Raw genomic sequence first — 17511 nt, forward strand, 5'->3', positions numbered from 1 at the left:
CTTTCCGAAAGCAAATCCAGCCAATCACGCAGCCTGTGCCTCAATAGCCTTTTGGCGGCGGCGCTGAACCGAAGACCCGATGCCCATCGCCTCGCGATATTTCGCGACCGTCCGGCGCGCAATGTCGAAGCCCTTTTCGTTGAGCATTTCGACCAAGGTATCGTCCGACAGGATCGCCTTGGGATTTTCGGCGCTGATCAGGGTGCGGATCGCGCTCTTGACCGCTTCTGCCGAAACCGCCTCCCCACCATCTGCAGCCGCAATCCCGCTCGTGAAGAAATATTTCAGTTCGAACAGGCCGCGCGCGCAGGACAGGTATTTGTTCGACGTCACGCGGCTGATTGTAGATTCATGCATACCTATCGCTTCGGCCACAGCGCGCAGCGTCAGCGGTCGCAACTGGGAGACACCTTCATTGAAGAAGGCCTCCTGCTGCTTCACAATTTCGCTCGCGACCTTGACGATTGTCCGCTGGCGTTGGTCCAGCGCGCGCACCAGCCAGTTGGCGCTTTGCAGGCACTCGCTCAACCAGGCCTTTGACGCTTTGTCCTGCGCGCCGCTGGCAATCTCGGCATAATAACTCCGGTTGATCAGAAGACGCGGCAAGGTCGCGCTGTTGATCTCAACGGCCCATCCCTTTCCCTTGCGTGCGACAAAGATGTCAGGTGTCACAGCTTCAATCGGACTGGAGCCGAACCTCAGCCCCGGTTTTGGGTCGTAATTGCGCAACTCCTTGATCATGTCCGCCATGTCTTCCGCATCGACGCCACACATGCGCTGCAACTGCGCGAGGCGACCTTCGGCAAGAAGATCCAGATTATCGAGCAGACGGGCCATGGCCGGATCATAGCGGTCCGCTTCCTTCGCCTGCAGTGCAAGACATTCACCAAGCGAGCGCGCCCCGACGCCAGTCGGGTCAAACGTCTGGATGGTCAGGAGGACCTGTTCGATACGAGACAGGGCAACCCCGAGCCGGTTCGCCAAATCGAGCAAGGACATTGCCAGATAACCCGCCTCGTCCACCTGATCGATCAGGTGGCTCGCGATGAGCAGGTCTTGCGGATCAAAGGCCAGTCCGGCCTGCGCCAGCAGATGATCGCGCAACGACGGGGCATCAGCCGCCATGGCATCGAAATCCGGGCCATCCTCAAAGCCGCCTTCGGAGCCGCCCGAGATGCCAAGCTGGCCATCCATTCCGGGGCCGCCATCAGCGATGCTGTCGTGATGAAAGGTCTCGGCAGTCAAATCGACATCCAGGGCCGAGTCTGCGTCGCCGGGCGTCGGATCGAGCAACGCGTCTGATTGCGTGCTGCGATCCTCGCTTGGCAGATCGGGTTCGGGCGCGGTCACTTCATCACGCTCGGCGTCGAGCAAGGGGTTCTTTTCAACTTCCTCGGCGATGAAGGCTTCAACCTCCAGATTGGAAAGCGCAAGCAGGCGGATCGCCTGCTGCAATTGTGGCGTCATGACCAGTGACTGGCTTTGCCTCAGGTCAAGGCGGGGCCCCAATGCCATGGCTAAAGACTGAAGCCCTCACCGAGATAGAGCCGGCGGACGTTTTCGTCTGCGACCAACTCTTGCGGGCTTCCAGCGAACAAGACGCGGCCATCGTAAATGATGCAGGCGCGATCCACGATGTCGAGCGTTTCGCGGACATTGTGATCGGTAATCAGAACCCCGATCTGCCGCTGCTTCAAATCCTTCACGAGGTCGCGGATATCGGCAATCGAGATGGGATCAATGCCTGCAAAAGGCTCGTCGAGCAGCATGATCGACGGCGTTGCGGCAAGGGCACGCGCAATTTCGCAACGCCGCCGCTCGCCCCCGGAAAGCGCCATCGCCGATGCACCGCGAAGCTTCGTCAGGCCGAATTCCTCAAGCAGGAATTCCAGTCGCTCGGCCCGCTGGGCCTTGTCGGGTTCTGCCAGTTCGAGGACGGCACTGATATTCTGTTCGACCGTAAGTCCGCGAAAGATTGACGTTTCCTGCGGCAGATAGCCGAGGCCCAGGATCGCGCGGCGATACATGGGAAGGCCGGTAATGTCCGCTCCATCAAGCATGATGCGGCCCGAATCCGGCTTCACAAGACCCATGATCGAATAGAAGCAGGTCGTCTTGCCCGCCCCATTCGGACCCAGCAGGCCTACGACCTCGCCGCGCCCGACTGAAAGCGAAACATCGGAAAGTACAACGCGCTTGTCATAGGATTTGGCGATCGACACGACCGACAGTCCGTTTGTCGTCGCAACAGGATCAGCCGTAATGGCATCAAGCGTGGATACGTCGTTCATCGGCACTCCTGCGACCGTGCTGGCATGGCAATGGTTTATCAAAGGCTAATTTTTGTAGATTGGCAAGATTATTGCATGGCAAAAATGCAAGCGATTGCCAATGTCCGGGCTATTGCGCTTTCTTGACCGTGAAACGTCCCGTGACGCGACCACTGCTGCCACCTTGCGTCCCGGACGCACCGATGGAACTGCCGTCGACCACGGCTCTGCCCGAATTAAGGTCGATCACCATGCGGCCGCCGCTCACCCTGTTACCGCCTTGCGTCAGCGTGACTCCACCGACCATTGTGATCAGCCGTCGCGGCAGATCATAGATTGCCGTGCTACCCTGAGCTGTCTGATCACCCTTGTGTATCGTAACACCGCCCGTTGCATCGAGCCGATCAATCTGGACGCCCGACGTCGCGCCATTGGCATAGGCGACGGTCAGCCGTGCCGATGCCAAAGTCAGATCGGCTTGGCTGACCCGCACATTTCCAACGAAAATGGCACGATCGGCACGATCCTGAACCTCGATCCGGTCAGCTTCCACATCCACAGGCGCGTTTGTGTTGTGCCCTTTGAGGGCTTGGCCTGTTGCTGGGCCCGCAACCAACGGAAGAGCTAAGGCGAGAAAGAGAGCGTTGCGCATAAGGGCTATCTGACGCGGCCCTGCACGATATGCAAGTGCGCGCGCCCCTGCAGCACGACCGTATGTTCGCCAAGATCCGCCTCGATACGATCGGCACTGAAATTTCCGAGCGGCATTTGCCCGTCGACCGGCCCACCGCTTGCAAGCTTTCGTGTCTTTAGGCCAACTGCGACATCACGGGTCTGAAGCCGGTATCCGCCCGACGATGTGAAAATCACAGGTCCAATGACTGAGACGACTTCGCGGTCCATGTCATAACGCCCGGCATCAGCATGAAGCGAAGCAGGACCATCTTTGAGCAGGATTGTCGCGGTTAGATCACTGAGCTTCACAACAGGATCGCGTGAGGTTGCCTGAACGGCCGAACCTGCGGTCAACTGGAACGGCTGCCCCTTTCCATCCTCTCCGCGATAGGTGGCCGCAGTCACGCGCATGCGTTCCTTGGCAATAGCGACCGTATCCTTGGCAAGGACAAAACTGACATCACCCCGCATTGCGAGCGGCGCAAAGACAAAGCCCGCTGCGAGCACGCCAATCACCGAAGGCAGCGCCACGCGCGCAATTGCAATGAGTCGGTCATGGCGACCGCCGGGCGCAGCCCATTGCTGAAGCGCAGAGCGCTGTGAAACGGCCGTCTCATGCATGCGCGAAAATATCGACCTCGGGCCAGCCTTCGAGATCAAGCAGCGCGCGCGTCGGCAGGAAGTCGAAACAGGATTGAGCCAATTCCATTCGTCCTTCACGCAGCAGGCGCGCGTCAAGCTGCGCCTTCATGCGGTGAAGATAACGGACGTCGGAGGCCGCGTATTCACGTTGCGCGTCGGAAATTGCAGGAGCACCCCAATCCGATGATTGCTGCTGCTTGGAAAGCTCTACGCCAAGGAGTTCCTTGACCAGGTCCTTCAGTCCATGCCGGTCAGTATAGGTTCGCACCAACCGTGAGGCGATCTTGGTGCAATACACCGGTGCCGCCATCACGCCGAGATAGGCATGAATCGAAGCGAGGTCGAAGCGGGCGAAGTGATAAAGCTTGATGCGCGCCGGATCGGCAAGCACCGCTTTGAGGTTGGGCGCAGAAAACGCGCTATCCGGGCCAAAGCGGACGAGATGTTCATCCCCTCCACCGTCGGAAATCTGCACAAGACAGAGGCGATCGCGGCCCGGCTGCAGGCCCATGGTTTCGGTATCGACTGCAACGGGCCCTTCGGCAAGAACCCCCGCCGGCAAGTCTTCTTCGTGGAAATGGATCGTCATTGGGCCTGTTCTTTCCGCTGCGCCGCTTTGCGTTGACGTGCATCTCGCGCCATGATGTTGAGCAGCTCGACAAGAACCGAAAAGCCCATCGCCGTGTAGACATAGCCCTTGGGAACATGAACGCCAAATCCGTCGGCAATCAGCACAGCACCAATCATCATCAGGAAAGCGAGCGCAAGCATCACGACGGTCGGGTTCTTGCCAATAAAGCTGGCAAGGGGGTCCGATGCAATCAGCATGATGCCGACCGTCACAACAATGGCAACTGCCATCACGGGGATCTGGTTGGTCATGCCGATCGCCGTCAGGATGGAGTCGATCGAAAAGACAAGGTTGAGCACAGCAATCTGGGCAATCGTCGCCCCGAAACCCACAGCGGCATGGCCCTTCTTGTCAAGCATTTCGCCACTTGGCTCAGGGTCCATGGCATGGTGGATTTCCTTGGTGGCCTTCCACAAAAGGAAAAGCCCCCCTGCAATCAGGATCAGGTCACGCCCGCTAAGCGCGGTTTCAAACGTCGGTTCGCCATGTTCGCCCAGCGGTCCTGCGAGGCCAAGGTCGAAGATCGGCGCAGTGAGGCTGACGATCCAGGCGATAGCGCCAAGCAGGACTAGCCGCATCGCGAGTGCTAGGCCCAGACCGATCCGTCGCGCTCGCTGTTGCTGTTCGGGCGGAAGCTTGTTCGAAAGAATGGCCACGAAGACAAGATTGTCGACGCCGAGGACCACCTCCAGAACGATGAGGGTAAGGAGGGCCAACCAGATTCCCGGATCGGCAAAAAGGCCAATGATGTCTGTCATAGATGCAGCCTTGCCATAGTCTTGGCAATTCCTGCAAGTCGGCTAAGATTGGCGAACGGACCGGGAGGCCTTGCCATGACTGAACCGACATATCGACCCGATGCGACCCCCGGGCCAAGCGGCTTTGAATTCAATCGCCCGACAATCATCGCACTCCTTTACCTAGCGAGTTGCATCACGGGCATTTCGGCCCTTGTCGGAGTGGTGCTCTGTTATGTTTGGAAAGCCGAGCCGCACCAGCCCTGGGAAGCCACGCACTACACCTATTTGATCCGGACCTTCTGGATTGGCGTGATCGGATCCGTGGTCGGGATCATTACACTTTTGGTCGGCATTGGCTTCCTGATCCTACTCGGGATCGGCATTTGGTCGCTTGTGCGAACGATCCTGAGCCTTGTCAGTGCACAGAAACGCGAGGCAATGAAAGATCCGGAGACGCTCTTCATATAGCATGCTGTACAGTCCATTAAGAATGAGACTGAAGCAGGGAGTCAAAATCGCTCGCCCAATTCCAATTTTTAGGCTAATGCGAATCAAAGGTGCGTAATGGTTCTGCGCCGAATACCATGAGCACCATCGCCCGGTGCTTTGGTTCTTTGGACCTAAGGGCGATGAATTCGGGAAAGTCATACAGGGCATGAGTTTTGATAAAGGGCGTCGCGGTGAGCGCGGCGGGCGCGGCAGGGACAAGCGCGATAGCTTCGGCGACGACAATTTTGGTGGATATGCCGCTGGCAATGACCGTTTCGGCGGCGGTGGCGGCGGTGATCGCTTCGGCGGCGGTGGAGATCGCTTTGGCGGCGGTGGCGGCGGCGGCGGGTTTCGTGGCGGCGGTGCGCCGCGCACATCGATGCCTGCCCAGGTTGTCGGTGAAGGCACTGGCGTCGTAAAATTCTTCAACGGCCAGAAAGGCTTTGGCTTCATCGTCCGTGATGACGGTGGCGAGGACGTATTCGTGCATATTTCGGCAGTCGAGCAAGCCGGTTTGACCGGGCTCGCCGAAGGGCAGCCGCTTGGCTTTACCCTTGTCGATCGCGGCGGCAAGATTTCGGCCACCGAACTGAAAATCGATGGGGAACCAATGCCCGTCGAAGATCGCCCACGCGAACCGCGCCCCGAACGGAGCAGCGGCGGCGGCTTTGGTGGCGATCGTGGTGGCGGTAGCCGTGGCCCGCAGCGCCAGCTGACGGGTGAAAAGGCGACTGGCACCGTCAAGTTCTTCAACGCAATGAAGGGCTTTGGTTTCGTCCAGCGTGACGATGGCCAGCCTGATGCATTTGTGCATATTTCGGCAGTCGAACGTGCGGGCTTGCGCGGCCTGAACGAGGGCGACCGTCTCGAATTCGATATCGAAGTTGATCAGCGCGGCAAGTTTGCTGCTGTCAATCTGGTTCCGAGCCAGTAATCGAGGCTTTCCGGAAAGGGCGCGGCATCCTTCTGGGCGCCGCGCCCTTTTCTATTGGAAGCTTGCCTTGATCCCGTCGATGATGAACTGTGCGGCAAGTGCGGCCAGAACAACCCCGAGAATCCGCGTGATCATCGCTTCGACCTTGTAGCCAAGCGCTTTCATCAGCGGCCCGGCCGCCAGCAAAGAAGCTAGCGTAACACCCAGCACAACAGCCAATGCCGCAAGCACGGTCAGGCTCTCTTCAATCCCCTTGCTGCGCGCCGACATCAGCATCACCGACGCGATCGACCCCGGCCCTGCAATCATCGGAATCGCCATCGGGAAGATAGAGATGTCTTCATGCTCAGGATGGGCCTTGACTTCTTCTGCCCGGTTTTCCCGCCGCTCGGTGCGTTTTTCGAAAACCATTTCGATAGCGATCATGAACAACATGATGCCGCCCGCAATCCGAAACGCGTCCAGACTGATGCCCATGGAGCCCAGAAACTGTTCGCCGAATGCGCCAAACAGCAGAAGGATCAGCCCGGCTGTGGCGGTGGAGCGCAGCGCCATTGCCCGACGGTGCGACGCCGGGGTGCCTGCGGTCAGGCTCGCGAATATCGGTGCGCACCCCGGCGGGTCGATGACCACGAAAAAGGTCACCAACGCCGAAATGAACAACTCGCTCAAAATCTCCGGTCCTGCGGCATGCCGCGCCTCATCCGGGCGGCCTGCAACGTATTGTGCAGAAGGCAGGCAATCGTCATCGGGCCGACGCCGCCCGGCACAGGGGTGATCGACCCGGCGACGGCAGACACCCCCGCAGTATCAACGTCACCCACCAAACGCGTCTTGCCATCAGCGGCCGGAACGCGATTGATCCCGACATCGATCACGCAGGCGCCAGGCTTGACCCAGTCCGCCTTGACCATTTCCGGTCGACCCACCGCAGCAACCACAATATCCGCACGACGCACGACATCGGCCAGGTCCCTCGTCCGGCTGTGCGCCATCGTGACCGTGCAATTGGCCGCTAGGAGCAACTGTGCAACCGGCTTCCCCACCAGGATCGAGCGGCCGATCACGACCGCTTCCTTGCCCGCAAGGTCGCCGTTCAGAGTATCGCGAATCAGCATCATGCAGCCTAGCGGAGTGCAGCTGACCAGCCCGGGCAGACCGGACGCCAGCCGTCCCGCGCTGACGACGTGCAATCCGTCAACATCCTTGTCCGGATTGATCGCACTGACGACGGCCAGTTCGTCAAGATGCCCCGGCAGCGGAAGCTGGACCAGAATCCCGTCCACCGACTCATCGGCATTCAGTCGCTCGACCAGCGCAATCAGATCGGCTTGCGCCGTGTCTGACGGCAGCTTGTGTTCAAAGCTGTTCATGCCAGCCTCGACTGTCTGCTTGCCCTTGTTGCGGACATAGACGGCACTCGCCGGATCGTCCCCCACAAGCACCACAGCAAGGCCGGGGACAGACCCTGTTTCCGCCTTGAATGCCTGCACACCCTCGCCTACCCGAACGCGAAGCCCGGCGGCGAATTCTTTTCCATCAATGATCGCTGCTGTCATGCAGCGCGCCTTTACAGCTTCACGAGCATTTTTCCAGTGTTGCCGCCCGAGAAGAGTCCAAGAAACGCATCAAAGGCAGAACCGATCCCCTGATGCACCGTTTCGCGCATCTTGATATCGCCGTTCATGACCCAAGGCCCCATCTCTCCAAGAAATTCCACCATGTGTTCGGCATAGTCGGTAAAGATGAACCCCTGCATCCGGATGCGCGCCGGAATGGTTCGGATCAGATATTTGAATTCCACCCCGCCTTCTGCGTCATTGTAGCGATCGATCATGCCGCAAATGGCAAACCGGGCGAAATTTCGGGCAACCGCAAAGGCAGCGTCGAGATGGTCTCCGCCAACATTGTCGAAATAGACATCAATGCCATCCGGGGCGACGGCGGCAAGCTGCGGGAGTACGGGACCAGCCTTGTAGTCGATGCATGCATCCGCACCCAATTCCTTGACCCAGGCACATTTGTCGGGACCGCCCGCAGATCCGATCACGGTCATGCCCTTCTTCTTTGCAATCTGGACCACGGCTGAGCCGACAGCGCCAGCGGCAGCCGAAACGAACACGATATCGCCCGGCTTTGCTTCTGCCGTCTTCAGGAGGCCGAAATAGGCTGTCGCGCCGGTCAGGCCCAGATTGTGCAGCCAGGTCTGGATGGGCACGTTCATGGGCGGCAGCTTCTGCGTTCCCATTCCGCCCGGCCCTGGCTGCGTGTCGACAACAGCCTCATCACGCCAGCCATTCATGTGCATGACCTTGTCGCCCACGGCAAAGCCCTCAGCCTTGCTTTCGACGACTTCGCCGACTGCGCCGCCGGTCATGGGTTCTCCGATCGCAAAACCTTCCACATAGGACGCTAGGTTCGTCATGCGGCCGCGCATGTAGGGGTCGACAGACAAATACTCATTACGCACACGGACCTGACCATCTGCCAGGGGCTGATCGGGCAGCTCACGAAGGGCAACATGGTCGAGTGTGGGCAAACCTTGGGGATAGGCTGTAAAATACCAGGCGCGGGCCATTTCGGGGGATCCTCTTTCAGGGGTCTGCCCCGTTTCAGGGCGACTCAAGCATTGAGGTTCTAGGGTGAAACCATCGCGTGGCAAGCCCATTGCCTTGACGAAAAGTCAGCGCTAAAGGCGCTTTCCCGGATGCGGGGCTGTAGCTCAGTTGGGAGAGCGCGTCGTTCGCAATGACGAGGTCAGCGGTTCGATCCCGCTCAGCTCCACCACCCACTCCTATCTCATTGATACAGAATGACATTGTCGGGAATGGCCGCACGAATGGCGCCTTTCCGCGGGGTTTCGGGCGCCCCTCTTGCCTCGTGAAGATCAGAGACCATTTTCCGTCCGAAGACCCGGCCTGAGCTCGGCATTATCTCGAATGCCCGTATTCACTGATTCAGATGCGTTGCAGCTGTGTGGAGGGAGAGCCGACCGCCCTCAGCCGATACCGAACAAGGCCTTCTGGGCGTCCCATGCGAGCGGGATGTTCGTGATGGTGTTGAGCCGCGCAACCGTCAGGTCGCTGGGCTGGGTGCCATCGAAGATGGCTTCGACGATAGCGGGCGCGAGATAGCTGATCCGGATCATGCGCTTGAGCCTGGCCTCGCCAACGCCCAGTGAGCTCGCAATGGCTTCGAGTGCGCGATCTGGACTTTGCAGGACCGCCTGTCGCGCGGCGCGTGCATCGGCGATAAAGGCAACCAGCGGCTCGTCACGAACATGGTCCATGCCGTTGGTGTCAGGCGCAATGTGCAGCGTCACGTCGTTGCCGCGTCTAAGCTTGTGGTGCCTTGCTTCGAGGACGTGAGCGCATCCATCAGCGACCTTGATCGTGACCGTCATGATCCTGTCGGCAAGATCGATCCGCTCAACCCAGTCGAGCCGCATCCCGCGCTGCTCGCTCAGGGTCGCTGTCCTCAAGGCCTTGGCGACTTTGCCTGCGACATCCTGTCTTCCTACTATGGCTTCTGGTCCCATGTGATCGGCCAGCGCCACTGCGATGGCGCTGCGATTGCCAAGCCAGCAGGCGACGAGGTTGATGATGCCCTGCTCCAGGTCATGGGCGGGCATGCGCCAAGCCGGTGGATCGCCAACAGCGATGTGGCTGGGGTGCGTGATGTAATAGACATAGTGCAGACCGCGCCTCTTGGCATGGCTCGGGACCATGGCCCGGCCATAACCGTCGCGCATGAGCCCGCTTAACAGGCTGGGGCGCTTGGCTCTCGTGCCATGCAGCTTGTCGCGTGTCTCTTCGGCCAGGACCTGCTGGACATGGTCGAACAGTGCCTTGCTGACAATCGGTTCGTGTACGCCTTGATGCCTGCTTCCCTTGTGCACCACGTCACCCATGTAGAGCGGGTTCTTCAACAGGCGACGCAGGCCGCCGCGTCCAAAGGGCACCCCGCCCCTGATGCTGCCATCAGATTGCATGGTTGCGCGGGTCCGAAGCCCTGCGCGGTTGAGTTCATAGGCCACCAGCCTCACCGAGCGCAGTTCGACATAGCGCCTCATGGCCATGCGGATGAGGTCGGCTTCTTCCTCGACGATCACCAGCTTGCGATCAACCGGCTGGTAGCCAATCGGCACCGTGCCACCCATCCACATGCCCTTCTTCTTGGAGGCCGCGATATCTCCAAGGAGATGCTGGAGGCCCGGGCGGTCCATGCTTCCGCCCGAGTATCCACCGTCATCATAGATCTCGGGAACGAGTGTCCAGCCTTCATGGCGCTGGCTCATGACATAGGCGGTGCACGCCTCGCGCTGGGCATCGAGGCTGTTAAACTCCTGGTCGAGTCCCTCCTCGCTCGACTTCCTCGTATAGACAGCGCAGCGAAGCAGCCGCTCAGCGCTTGCGGCCATGGCCCGTCCTCCCCCGGTCCGCCAGGCCAAAGAAGCGCGGGCCCGACCAGCGGGTACCGGTGATCGCTTCTGCTATGGCACTGAGCGAGCCAAAGAACTTCTCCTTGAACAGATACCCGTCCTCGGTCACCAGCACGTCGTAGGTCACGTCCTGCCAGCGCCGCACCAGCCGGGTCCCGGGCTTGAGGCGAGACGGATCGAGCGCGCGCTTTTGCGGCCCCAGCCCGGCACGTTGGTCGAGGGTCCGTTCGGCCAAGCGGGACAGGCCGCCAGGCATCTTGACCTGCAGCTGCCACGCGATGCCGCGCACGAGCAGGTCGGTGGTCAGGTGCGGCGATGGCGCGCGGTAGACCCGCCGCCACTCGGCGCGCAGCTCGGCCGCCGACAGGGTCGCCAGTCGGTCGATCTGCTGATCGAGCGGGACCATGTTCATTGTCCGGCCTCGGCAGCAACACGATAGCGGCGGACGCCGTCGATCTTCTCGCTGCTGAGCGCATGGCGCTTCTTCTTTATGCCAGTCAGCATGGCCCGGGTCGTATGCGGCAGCCAGCCGGTCGCCGCCACCATCTCGTCGAGGCTTGCGCCATGGGGTCTGGCGAGAAGCGCCAGGATCGTATCGCGCTTGGTTTGGGTTGGAGCGACGGGCTGCTTGGCGGCCTTGGCGTTTTGGGACTTGGTCATGGGTGGTCTCCTTGTGCGGAGCAGGCCGCTTGCCTGCTCCCACCACTCAGAGCCCCGTCAGTCAGCCGACCCGGGGCGAAGCTGGCCAAGGTTCCAGCGATGCGCAGCATCGTTGGAATGCCAGCGGAGGGATCCGGCCCCGCGAGACAGGGGGCCGGTGACTATGACCAATGCTCTCAATGGCAATGAAGTCGAATGGAATGTGCAGGCGCTGCAAGAATTATGGCTCTTGATGTCCGCTTTGTCGGACACTCCGGAACGGCAGTTCGCCCGATGAATCTGGCGATAGCTGCCTTTCGTAAATCTACCTGGCAGAAAATTGGACGGAATTGCATCGATGCCCTAGACCGGCCGTTCTCGGTCAGACCGCAGACGTTGGTCGATCGCAATTTCCGACAGGAGCCGCGCTTGATGCCTGAGGTCGTTCTTCACCATTATGATAACTCGCCTTTCTCCGAGAAAGTCAGGATTTGCCTTGGCATCAAGGGTCTTAGCTGGCGTGCAGTCGACCAGCCGGTGATCATGCCCAAGCCTGATCTTGTGCCACTGACGGGGGGCTACCGCCGCATTCCTGTCATGCAGATCGGTGCTGATATTTATTGCGATAGCCAGCTGATCGTGCGTGAACTTGAGCGGCGCTTTCCCGAAAGGCCACTCTTTCCATCAGGCAGCGAGGGCTTGGCCATTGCGATTGAGCAATGGTGCGACAAGGCACTGTTCCAGACAGCCGTCCTGGCGATTTTCGGTTCAATCGGTGACAGCGTCGATCCGGCGTTCATCAAGGATCGTGAAGCTCTAAGCGGCCAACCCTTCAATGTTGCAGCCATGAAGGCGATTGCGCCTTTTGCCGTCTCCCAGATCAAGGCGCATGCCTCGTTGCTTGTACAGCAACTCACCGATGGCCGCGACTTTTTCGCAGGTACCGATCCGTGCTTGGCCGATGCTGCGGCCTATTACAATTTCTGGTTCGCCCGCACCTTTGCTCCCGGTCTTGTTGACCGGTTCGACGACCTTAACGGCTTTGACGCCTGGTATGACCGCGTCACTGCAATCGGCCATGGAACTCCGACGTCGTTGAAACCGGCAGAGGCACTGGAGATTGCGACGAACGCTCTACCGGAGGCAATGAACACGCTGCCATCCGATGCCGCCATAAGGGATAAAAATGTCTGCCTGGCTGCCACCGATTACGGCCGCGACCCCATCATCGGGACTTTTGTCGGCTCGACCCAATACAGCCTTACAGTCGCCCGAAATGTGCCTGAATTAGGCGAGGTCAACGTTCACGTCTCGCGACTGGGATATTCTGTCTCGCCCGCTTAGTCCTTATGTCCTGGCCCACAGTTCTCCCCAAATGGGGAAGCAAATTTGGAAGGTTGCGAGCGGCAACTGTCATGTTTCTCTGACAATAGCTGGTCTGACCAGATTCAGCTTATTATTGCTGTTCAATGCTGCATAAACGAACGCTGGGATTCAGGCACGACAATTTGCAACCCAAACGCCCACAATGTTCGCAGATGTCGCCATAACAAAGATCCGCAGCCGGCTTGACCGCTTCCGACCGATAATCTTACCCTGTTATTGCTTGAACTGCGCCGATGCGCAAGAAAGCTGTTCGGCTCTAATGCCAGCTGTAGGAAAGCTGGCGGTCACGTCAGTGGCTCTGAATCTATTTTGGATTTGGACACGAAGGAGGAATGCAATCGCGTGAAATGATCGCTGACATGTTGAGGGACGACGCCTCGGCTTGAGCGGATACGGGTTAGAAATCAATCCTTCGACCACAATCCGGAAATCTGGACGGCCAGCCACTTGGCCAGTTCGGCGTTGACCCGATCGGGCTTTTCCTGCGCCATCCAGTGGCCAGACTCTACCACTGCTTCGCTCAGGTTGGCACAGTGCGCGCGCATCGGCTCGGCCAGACGGGAATCGATAGTCTCGCAGACATAGTCATGGGCCGCGTGAAGGAAGAGCACTGGCATCTGCAGCCGCCAGTTGGCCTTCGCCCGCTTGGCAAAAGCCTGGTTCGCCTCGCCGTTCATGTACCAGCTGTCAGCGCCGAAGAAGCCCGTCGCCTCGAGCGCCGCGACATAGCGGCTCTCGTCGGCCTCGCTCAGTACGCTTTCGTCGCGCGTCATCGCTGGCGCGGGCTGGCCGGGACCGAACCAGCCTCCCTGCGCGCGGACCTGCGCGGTGATCGCCGGTTGCCCCTTGGCCGCCGAATCGCCCGCCCGGAACAATGCCCTGACTGTGGCGCGGATATCGGCCTCGAACCCGGCCGAGGCGGCCTCGAAGTTCTCGCGGTAGAACATCATGTAATCCCATTGCGCGGCGGGAAACCGGTCCTCCGGATAGAGCGTGCGATCGGCCAGCGGCAGCACCGTCTCGACCGCGAGGCCTTCGGGAATATAGGGGACGCACAGATTCGCGATGCCGTGGCAGCGCGCGGGATGGTGCTGAGCGATCGACCAAACCACCGGCGCCCCCCAGTCGTGCCCGACCCAGACCGCCTTCTCGGCGCCGAGCACGTCGAGAAGCTCGATCATGTCGGCAACGATTTCCTCCTGGCTATAGTCTTCATGCCGCGAATGGACGGTAGAGCGACCATAGCCGCGCATGTCGGGCGCGATGGCGCGAAAGCCGAGTCCAGCGAACACCGCAAGCTGATGTCGCCACGAAATCGACAGCTCTGGCCAGCCATGTACAAAAATCACAGGCGCGCCGCCCTCGGCGCCGCACGACAGGTAGAACGTAGTGTGCCGCGCAGTCTTGGCAACGTTCTCGAGGACGGGATGGGTCATGCGAGGATCTCGTGCGCTTTGGTTTCCGGCTCAGGCCGTCGCCAACAGAGTTTGAAGCTTGGCGATGGCTGGCTCGATGTTCGCCTGATAGCGCGCGAGTTCTGCCAATTCGGCTGTGTCGCTAGCCTGCAGCCGTGCCGCGCGCGGAGCGACGGCGTCGAGCCGGCAGCTCGCCGTGAAGGCACCGATCTCGGGATTTTGGGCCCATGCCAGGCGAATCGGCAGCTCCTCGGCCATTCCCTGCAGCCAGCCGCGCGGGTCGCTCGGCATGCAGACGACCTGGCATATCGCGTTTTTTTCCGCATCGCTGGTATAGGCCGCCTCGACATGGGCGATCAGCGCCGCGCTGAAAACCGGCTGGCACAGCCGCACCTGTTGCAGAACGATCCGGCCGGGCGCGAAGATCGCACAGGGCTCTGGATGGACAATCGCACTCGCCGAACAATCGATATGGATCGTCGCGTCATCGGTCGGGATATCGCCGCGTTCGAGCACGATCCGGTCGCGCTCGATCTGCTGCACCCGGCCCAGCCGCACCACATTGCCGATCCGCTGCAGCGCCGCGAGTTCGCCTTTGGTGACCGTCGCGCAGTGGTGCAGCCGGGGCGTGACCGCAGGGTCGAGCCGCAGCACTGAGCCCCTGGCCTCGAGCCGCAGGAACACGTCCTCGACGCTCTCTGCCTGGGCGATCGCTTCGACCTCGTCGGCGATGTAGCGCAGGGTTGTGACCATGCTTCCGGGCTCGGTCTGGAAATTCGCGCGATCGAACATCCACGAATCGCGCGGCACGATCCAACGGATCCGCTCCGGCTCGGCCCCGTTCTGCAAGAGCCACAGACAGGCATCCATCCCGGTCTTGCCTGCGCCGATCACGGTGTAGCTCGCATCGGGCCGGGCCAACCGGGGCAGATCGTTGATTGGCGCGCAGACCACACCATCGGCTACCGCGTAATGTGGCGGGTGGGTGGCGGGGATGTTCGGGCTGAAGCGGGTGGCGTCGACCACCTTGCCGGCGGCGATCGGGCGCCGGGTGCCCGACAGCCGCGACTCGATGCAGCCGTCCGAAGTGTATTCGCTCAGCGGGAAGAAGCGGACCCGTCCCGAAGGCAGCAGCCGCTGCTGCATCACCGCTTCGAAATAGCTCACCACTTCCGCGCCCGAAGCAAGTTCGTCGAGCCCGACATTGAACCCGGCGCTGTCCTTGCCTCCCGATCCGAGCGGGCGCGAACTGACGCCATAGTAGGACGAAGGCTGGTGCAGGCGCACGAACGGATAGGCGTCGTTCCAGTGCCCGCCCGGACGGTGCCGCCGGTCGACGATTGCGATCGTCGCTTCGCTGTCGGTGAGCAACTGGTCGGCAAACGCCATCCCCGCCGCGCCCGCGCCGACGACAAGATAGTCCGCTTCGATCGGTGTTTTGGTCATGCGCCGTCCCCCTCGAGCCCGTCCCGCATTTTTGCCCGCGAGTTGCGCTGGAACGGAACATAACAGGCGGTGGAGAGAGCACCACCCAAAATCTAGCTTTTCGAAGCTATTGGGGAAAATCTGCAGGATGCTGCTGCGCGATCCTCGCATGCATTGGCAAGCCAATCTTAATACCGGTCAATCAAGGGCAATAGGCGTCATCATTATGAAAGGCAGCTGCAATCGACCTGATTGCGCGCTTGGGGCCAATCAAGAACGTGATCCAACGGAGCCCCGTGGCCATTGAAGCAGTATCTCGCAAAGGATCAACGGCCCGACCCACGACAGCCGGATGAAAGCCTCGCCATTGCCCAGGTCGCCGACGTTTGTGATCCTCGAGGCGACGCGGCAGAAGACAAACGACCAGACAAGCACATAGCTGCGCACCATCCAATCGCCATGTGATGCGAACTTTCGGTTCCGTGCAGCGCGCCACCCGAGTGCAGCAAAGCATAGCCATGCGCTTGCGAGCATCGACAGTGATATCGTTGAATTGGTCAGGATCGGGCCGCCGACAGTCTTGTGTGCAGGTGACAGGGTTATGATCAGGGCGAGTATGGCACCGAACGTGCCAATGAGCAGATAGCCCTGACCGACGCGCCGGTGGATTGGAAACCGGCTTTTGCCGGCCGCAAGGTAGAGATTGAACCCACCAAGCACCATCATCCCGCTGCCGCCGAGCATATGCGCGAACGTAAGTGCGAAATGGCCTTTGTGGGCCGAAATGTTGGAAAGAGTGGCGACAGGTAGGGCGATCATCCACCATGCAACAGCGCTGGTGACAAGGGCGGCGGCCAGCAGGACTCCGTTTCGCGTTTTCCAGATAGAAGGCCGGTTTGTGCTTTTCGCCGCATCCATCCTCATTTGGTTACCCTCCCGTCGGAGTTGTGTGGCAAACACGGTTGGGGGTCAAGTTGCAGCTTGGGCAGCCACAATGGGTCATGATTCGGCGAAGAATCTGGACGTCCGCTGCGAACCCCAAAGGTGCTGCTGCGGCGCGTGGGCCAGCGACCCGCAATGGTGATACGCCTGGTTGGCTGGCGTGTTTAACGGCTCATCCAATACTAGGGGGTACCAGCACCATCGCTGTTGAAGATGTCTGCTGCGACCTTCCACTGGCCGTCGATGTTTCGCCAGACGACTACGTACTTGCCAATGTCCTTCGTCGGGCCATTGGGACCCGTGAGCGACAGCAAATAGGTCCCTTGATCGAGAGCCATGTCGCCGCCTGAAGCAACGACGATTTTATCGGCTTTGAAAGTCAACCCGAACCCCGGCATCTGCATAAGCCCGCCCCAAGCCTTCTCGAGTGCTGGCTGACCTTGTGCGATTGGAGCACCCGGTGCCATCATTGCGCCATCAGAGGCATAGAGCCTTGATACTGCAGCTGCATTGTGATCGCGGATCAGCGCGAGCCATCTCTCATTGGTCTTGCGTATCGCTTGCTCGTGCTCCGCGGCCGTGTTGTGTGTCGAATTTTTCGACTCGGCGGTTGAGCCAAGGCCTAAGAGCAGCACGCTGAATCCCGACAGAAAAGCATATTTCACTCTCAGCATATCGCAGTCCTCCTTTGCTCCTGAGATGATGTCACGGCTTGCACATGAGCGCAAACGAGACCTTCCGTTGCGAGAACACGTTGTGGGTCGTCCTCGACTGTCCGCTATCCACCCCATTCAGGACATTACTGCCCTTAATCCCGGATCCCGAAAGCGGCCGTCCACCTGCCACAAAATGTTGCTGAACAGATGGCGGCTTTCGGGAAAA

General features: G+C 60.1%; 19 protein-coding genes and 1 tRNA gene. 4 read left to right on the top strand and 16 right to left on the bottom strand.

Annotated elements, in window-relative coordinates; translation table 11 throughout:
• Positions 1-24: 24 nt before the first annotated feature.
• From rpoN to K0O24_RS02090, 6 genes are all read right to left on the bottom strand, one after another.
• The gene (rpoN, locus tag K0O24_RS02065; RefSeq protein WP_219894179.1) at positions 25-1515 is read right to left on the bottom strand and encodes an RNA polymerase factor sigma-54; all 1491 of its coding nucleotides are present in this window, start codon (positions 1513-1515) and stop codon (positions 25-27) included.
• 2 nt (positions 1516-1517) lie between these two features.
• A complete protein-coding gene (gene lptB, locus K0O24_RS02070) occupies positions 1518-2291 on the bottom strand; it encodes an LPS export ABC transporter ATP-binding protein (protein WP_219894180.1) in 774 nt (257 codons plus the stop codon).
• Positions 2292-2400: 109 nt separating this feature from the next.
• Complete coding sequence (locus K0O24_RS02075; protein ID WP_219894181.1) at positions 2401-2922, bottom strand: LptA/OstA family protein; 522 nt, start codon at positions 2920-2922, stop codon at positions 2401-2403.
• Positions 2923-2927: 5 nt separating this feature from the next.
• The gene (locus K0O24_RS02080; RefSeq protein WP_219894182.1) at positions 2928-3566 is read right to left on the bottom strand and encodes an LPS export ABC transporter periplasmic protein LptC; all 639 of its coding nucleotides are present in this window, start codon (positions 3564-3566) and stop codon (positions 2928-2930) included.
• Positions 3559-4176 (bottom strand): ribonuclease D, encoded by a 618-nt coding sequence (locus K0O24_RS02085; protein WP_219894183.1) that lies wholly within the window; start codon positions 4174-4176, stop codon positions 3559-3561. The genes K0O24_RS02080 and K0O24_RS02085 overlap by 8 nt, the downstream gene beginning before the upstream one ends.
• The gene (locus K0O24_RS02090) at positions 4173-4976 is read right to left on the bottom strand and encodes a TerC family protein (RefSeq protein WP_219894184.1); all 804 of its coding nucleotides are present in this window, start codon (positions 4974-4976) and stop codon (positions 4173-4175) included. The genes K0O24_RS02085 and K0O24_RS02090 overlap by 4 nt, the downstream gene beginning before the upstream one ends.
• 75 nt (positions 4977-5051) lie before the next feature.
• Between K0O24_RS02090 and K0O24_RS02095 the strand changes: the two genes are divergently transcribed.
• The gene (locus K0O24_RS02095) at positions 5052-5426 is read left to right on the top strand and encodes a DUF4870 family protein (protein WP_219894185.1); all 375 of its coding nucleotides are present in this window, start codon (positions 5052-5054) and stop codon (positions 5424-5426) included.
• A 187-nt stretch (positions 5427-5613) separates the two neighbouring features.
• On the top strand, positions 5614-6381 hold the full coding sequence (locus tag K0O24_RS16830) for a cold-shock protein (protein ID WP_219894186.1): 768 nt from the start codon (positions 5614-5616) through the stop codon (positions 6379-6381).
• Between the two features lie 51 nt (positions 6382-6432).
• On the opposite strand, the gene K0O24_RS02105 is transcribed toward K0O24_RS16830, so the two are convergent.
• From K0O24_RS02105 to K0O24_RS02115, 3 genes are read right to left on the bottom strand one after another with little or no spacing between them, the layout of a single operon-like run.
• On the bottom strand, positions 6433-7053 hold the full coding sequence (locus K0O24_RS02105) for a MarC family protein (protein ID WP_219894187.1): 621 nt from the start codon (positions 7051-7053) through the stop codon (positions 6433-6435).
• Positions 7050-7940, bottom strand: coding sequence for a bifunctional methylenetetrahydrofolate dehydrogenase/methenyltetrahydrofolate cyclohydrolase FolD (folD, locus tag K0O24_RS02110; protein WP_219894188.1), 891 nt, complete (start codon positions 7938-7940; stop codon positions 7050-7052). The genes K0O24_RS02105 and folD overlap by 4 nt, the downstream gene beginning before the upstream one ends.
• Before the next feature lie 11 nt (positions 7941-7951).
• A complete protein-coding gene (locus K0O24_RS02115; RefSeq protein WP_219894189.1) occupies positions 7952-8959 on the bottom strand; it encodes an NADP-dependent oxidoreductase in 1008 nt (335 codons plus the stop codon).
• 133 nt (positions 8960-9092) lie between these two features.
• Here K0O24_RS02115 and K0O24_RS02120 point away from each other — a divergent pair.
• Positions 9093-9168 (top strand) — tRNA-Ala (locus K0O24_RS02120).
• A 211-nt stretch (positions 9169-9379) separates the two neighbouring features.
• On the opposite strand, the gene K0O24_RS02125 is transcribed toward K0O24_RS02120, so the two are convergent.
• From K0O24_RS02125 to K0O24_RS02135, 3 genes are read right to left on the bottom strand one after another with little or no spacing between them, the layout of a single operon-like run.
• Positions 9380-10801, bottom strand: a complete 1422-nt coding sequence (locus K0O24_RS02125; protein WP_219894190.1) for a recombinase family protein — start codon at positions 10799-10801, stop codon at positions 9380-9382.
• Positions 10785-11234 carry a DUF2924 domain-containing protein gene (locus K0O24_RS02130; protein ID WP_219894191.1) on the bottom strand — a complete coding sequence of 150 codons (450 nt, stop codon included), beginning with the start codon at positions 11232-11234 and terminating at the stop codon, positions 10785-10787. The genes K0O24_RS02125 and K0O24_RS02130 overlap by 17 nt, the downstream gene beginning before the upstream one ends.
• Positions 11231-11482: a DUF3489 domain-containing protein gene (locus tag K0O24_RS02135; protein ID WP_219894192.1), complete on the bottom strand. Its 252-nt coding sequence runs from the start codon at positions 11480-11482 to the stop codon at positions 11231-11233. The genes K0O24_RS02130 and K0O24_RS02135 overlap by 4 nt, the downstream gene beginning before the upstream one ends.
• Positions 11483-11893: 411 nt before the next feature.
• Here K0O24_RS02135 and K0O24_RS02140 point away from each other — a divergent pair, with 411 nt between their 5' ends.
• Positions 11894-12805, top strand: a complete 912-nt coding sequence (locus K0O24_RS02140; RefSeq protein ID WP_219894193.1) for a glutathione S-transferase family protein — start codon at positions 11894-11896, stop codon at positions 12803-12805.
• Between the two features lie 446 nt (positions 12806-13251).
• Here K0O24_RS02140 and K0O24_RS02145 read toward each other — a convergent pair whose 3' ends face one another.
• From K0O24_RS02145 to K0O24_RS02160, 4 genes are all read right to left on the bottom strand, one after another.
• A complete protein-coding gene (locus K0O24_RS02145; RefSeq protein ID WP_219894194.1) occupies positions 13252-14283 on the bottom strand; it encodes an alpha/beta fold hydrolase in 1032 nt (343 codons plus the stop codon).
• A 30-nt stretch (positions 14284-14313) separates the two neighbouring features.
• Positions 14314-15708, bottom strand: coding sequence for an NAD(P)-binding protein (locus tag K0O24_RS02150; protein WP_219894195.1), 1395 nt, complete (start codon positions 15706-15708; stop codon positions 14314-14316).
• A 249-nt stretch (positions 15709-15957) separates the two neighbouring features.
• Positions 15958-16605: a DUF2306 domain-containing protein gene (locus tag K0O24_RS02155; protein ID WP_219894196.1), complete on the bottom strand. Its 648-nt coding sequence runs from the start codon at positions 16603-16605 to the stop codon at positions 15958-15960.
• Positions 16606-16811: 206 nt separating this feature from the next.
• The gene (locus K0O24_RS02160) at positions 16812-17303 is read right to left on the bottom strand and encodes a YybH family protein (protein WP_219894197.1); all 492 of its coding nucleotides are present in this window, start codon (positions 17301-17303) and stop codon (positions 16812-16814) included.
• Between the last annotated feature and the right edge of the window lie 208 nt (positions 17304-17511).

The sequence above is a fragment of the Aquisediminimonas profunda genome (genome assembly GCF_019443285.1).
Lineage (GTDB): Bacteria > Pseudomonadota > Alphaproteobacteria > Sphingomonadales > Sphingomonadaceae > Aquisediminimonas > Aquisediminimonas profunda.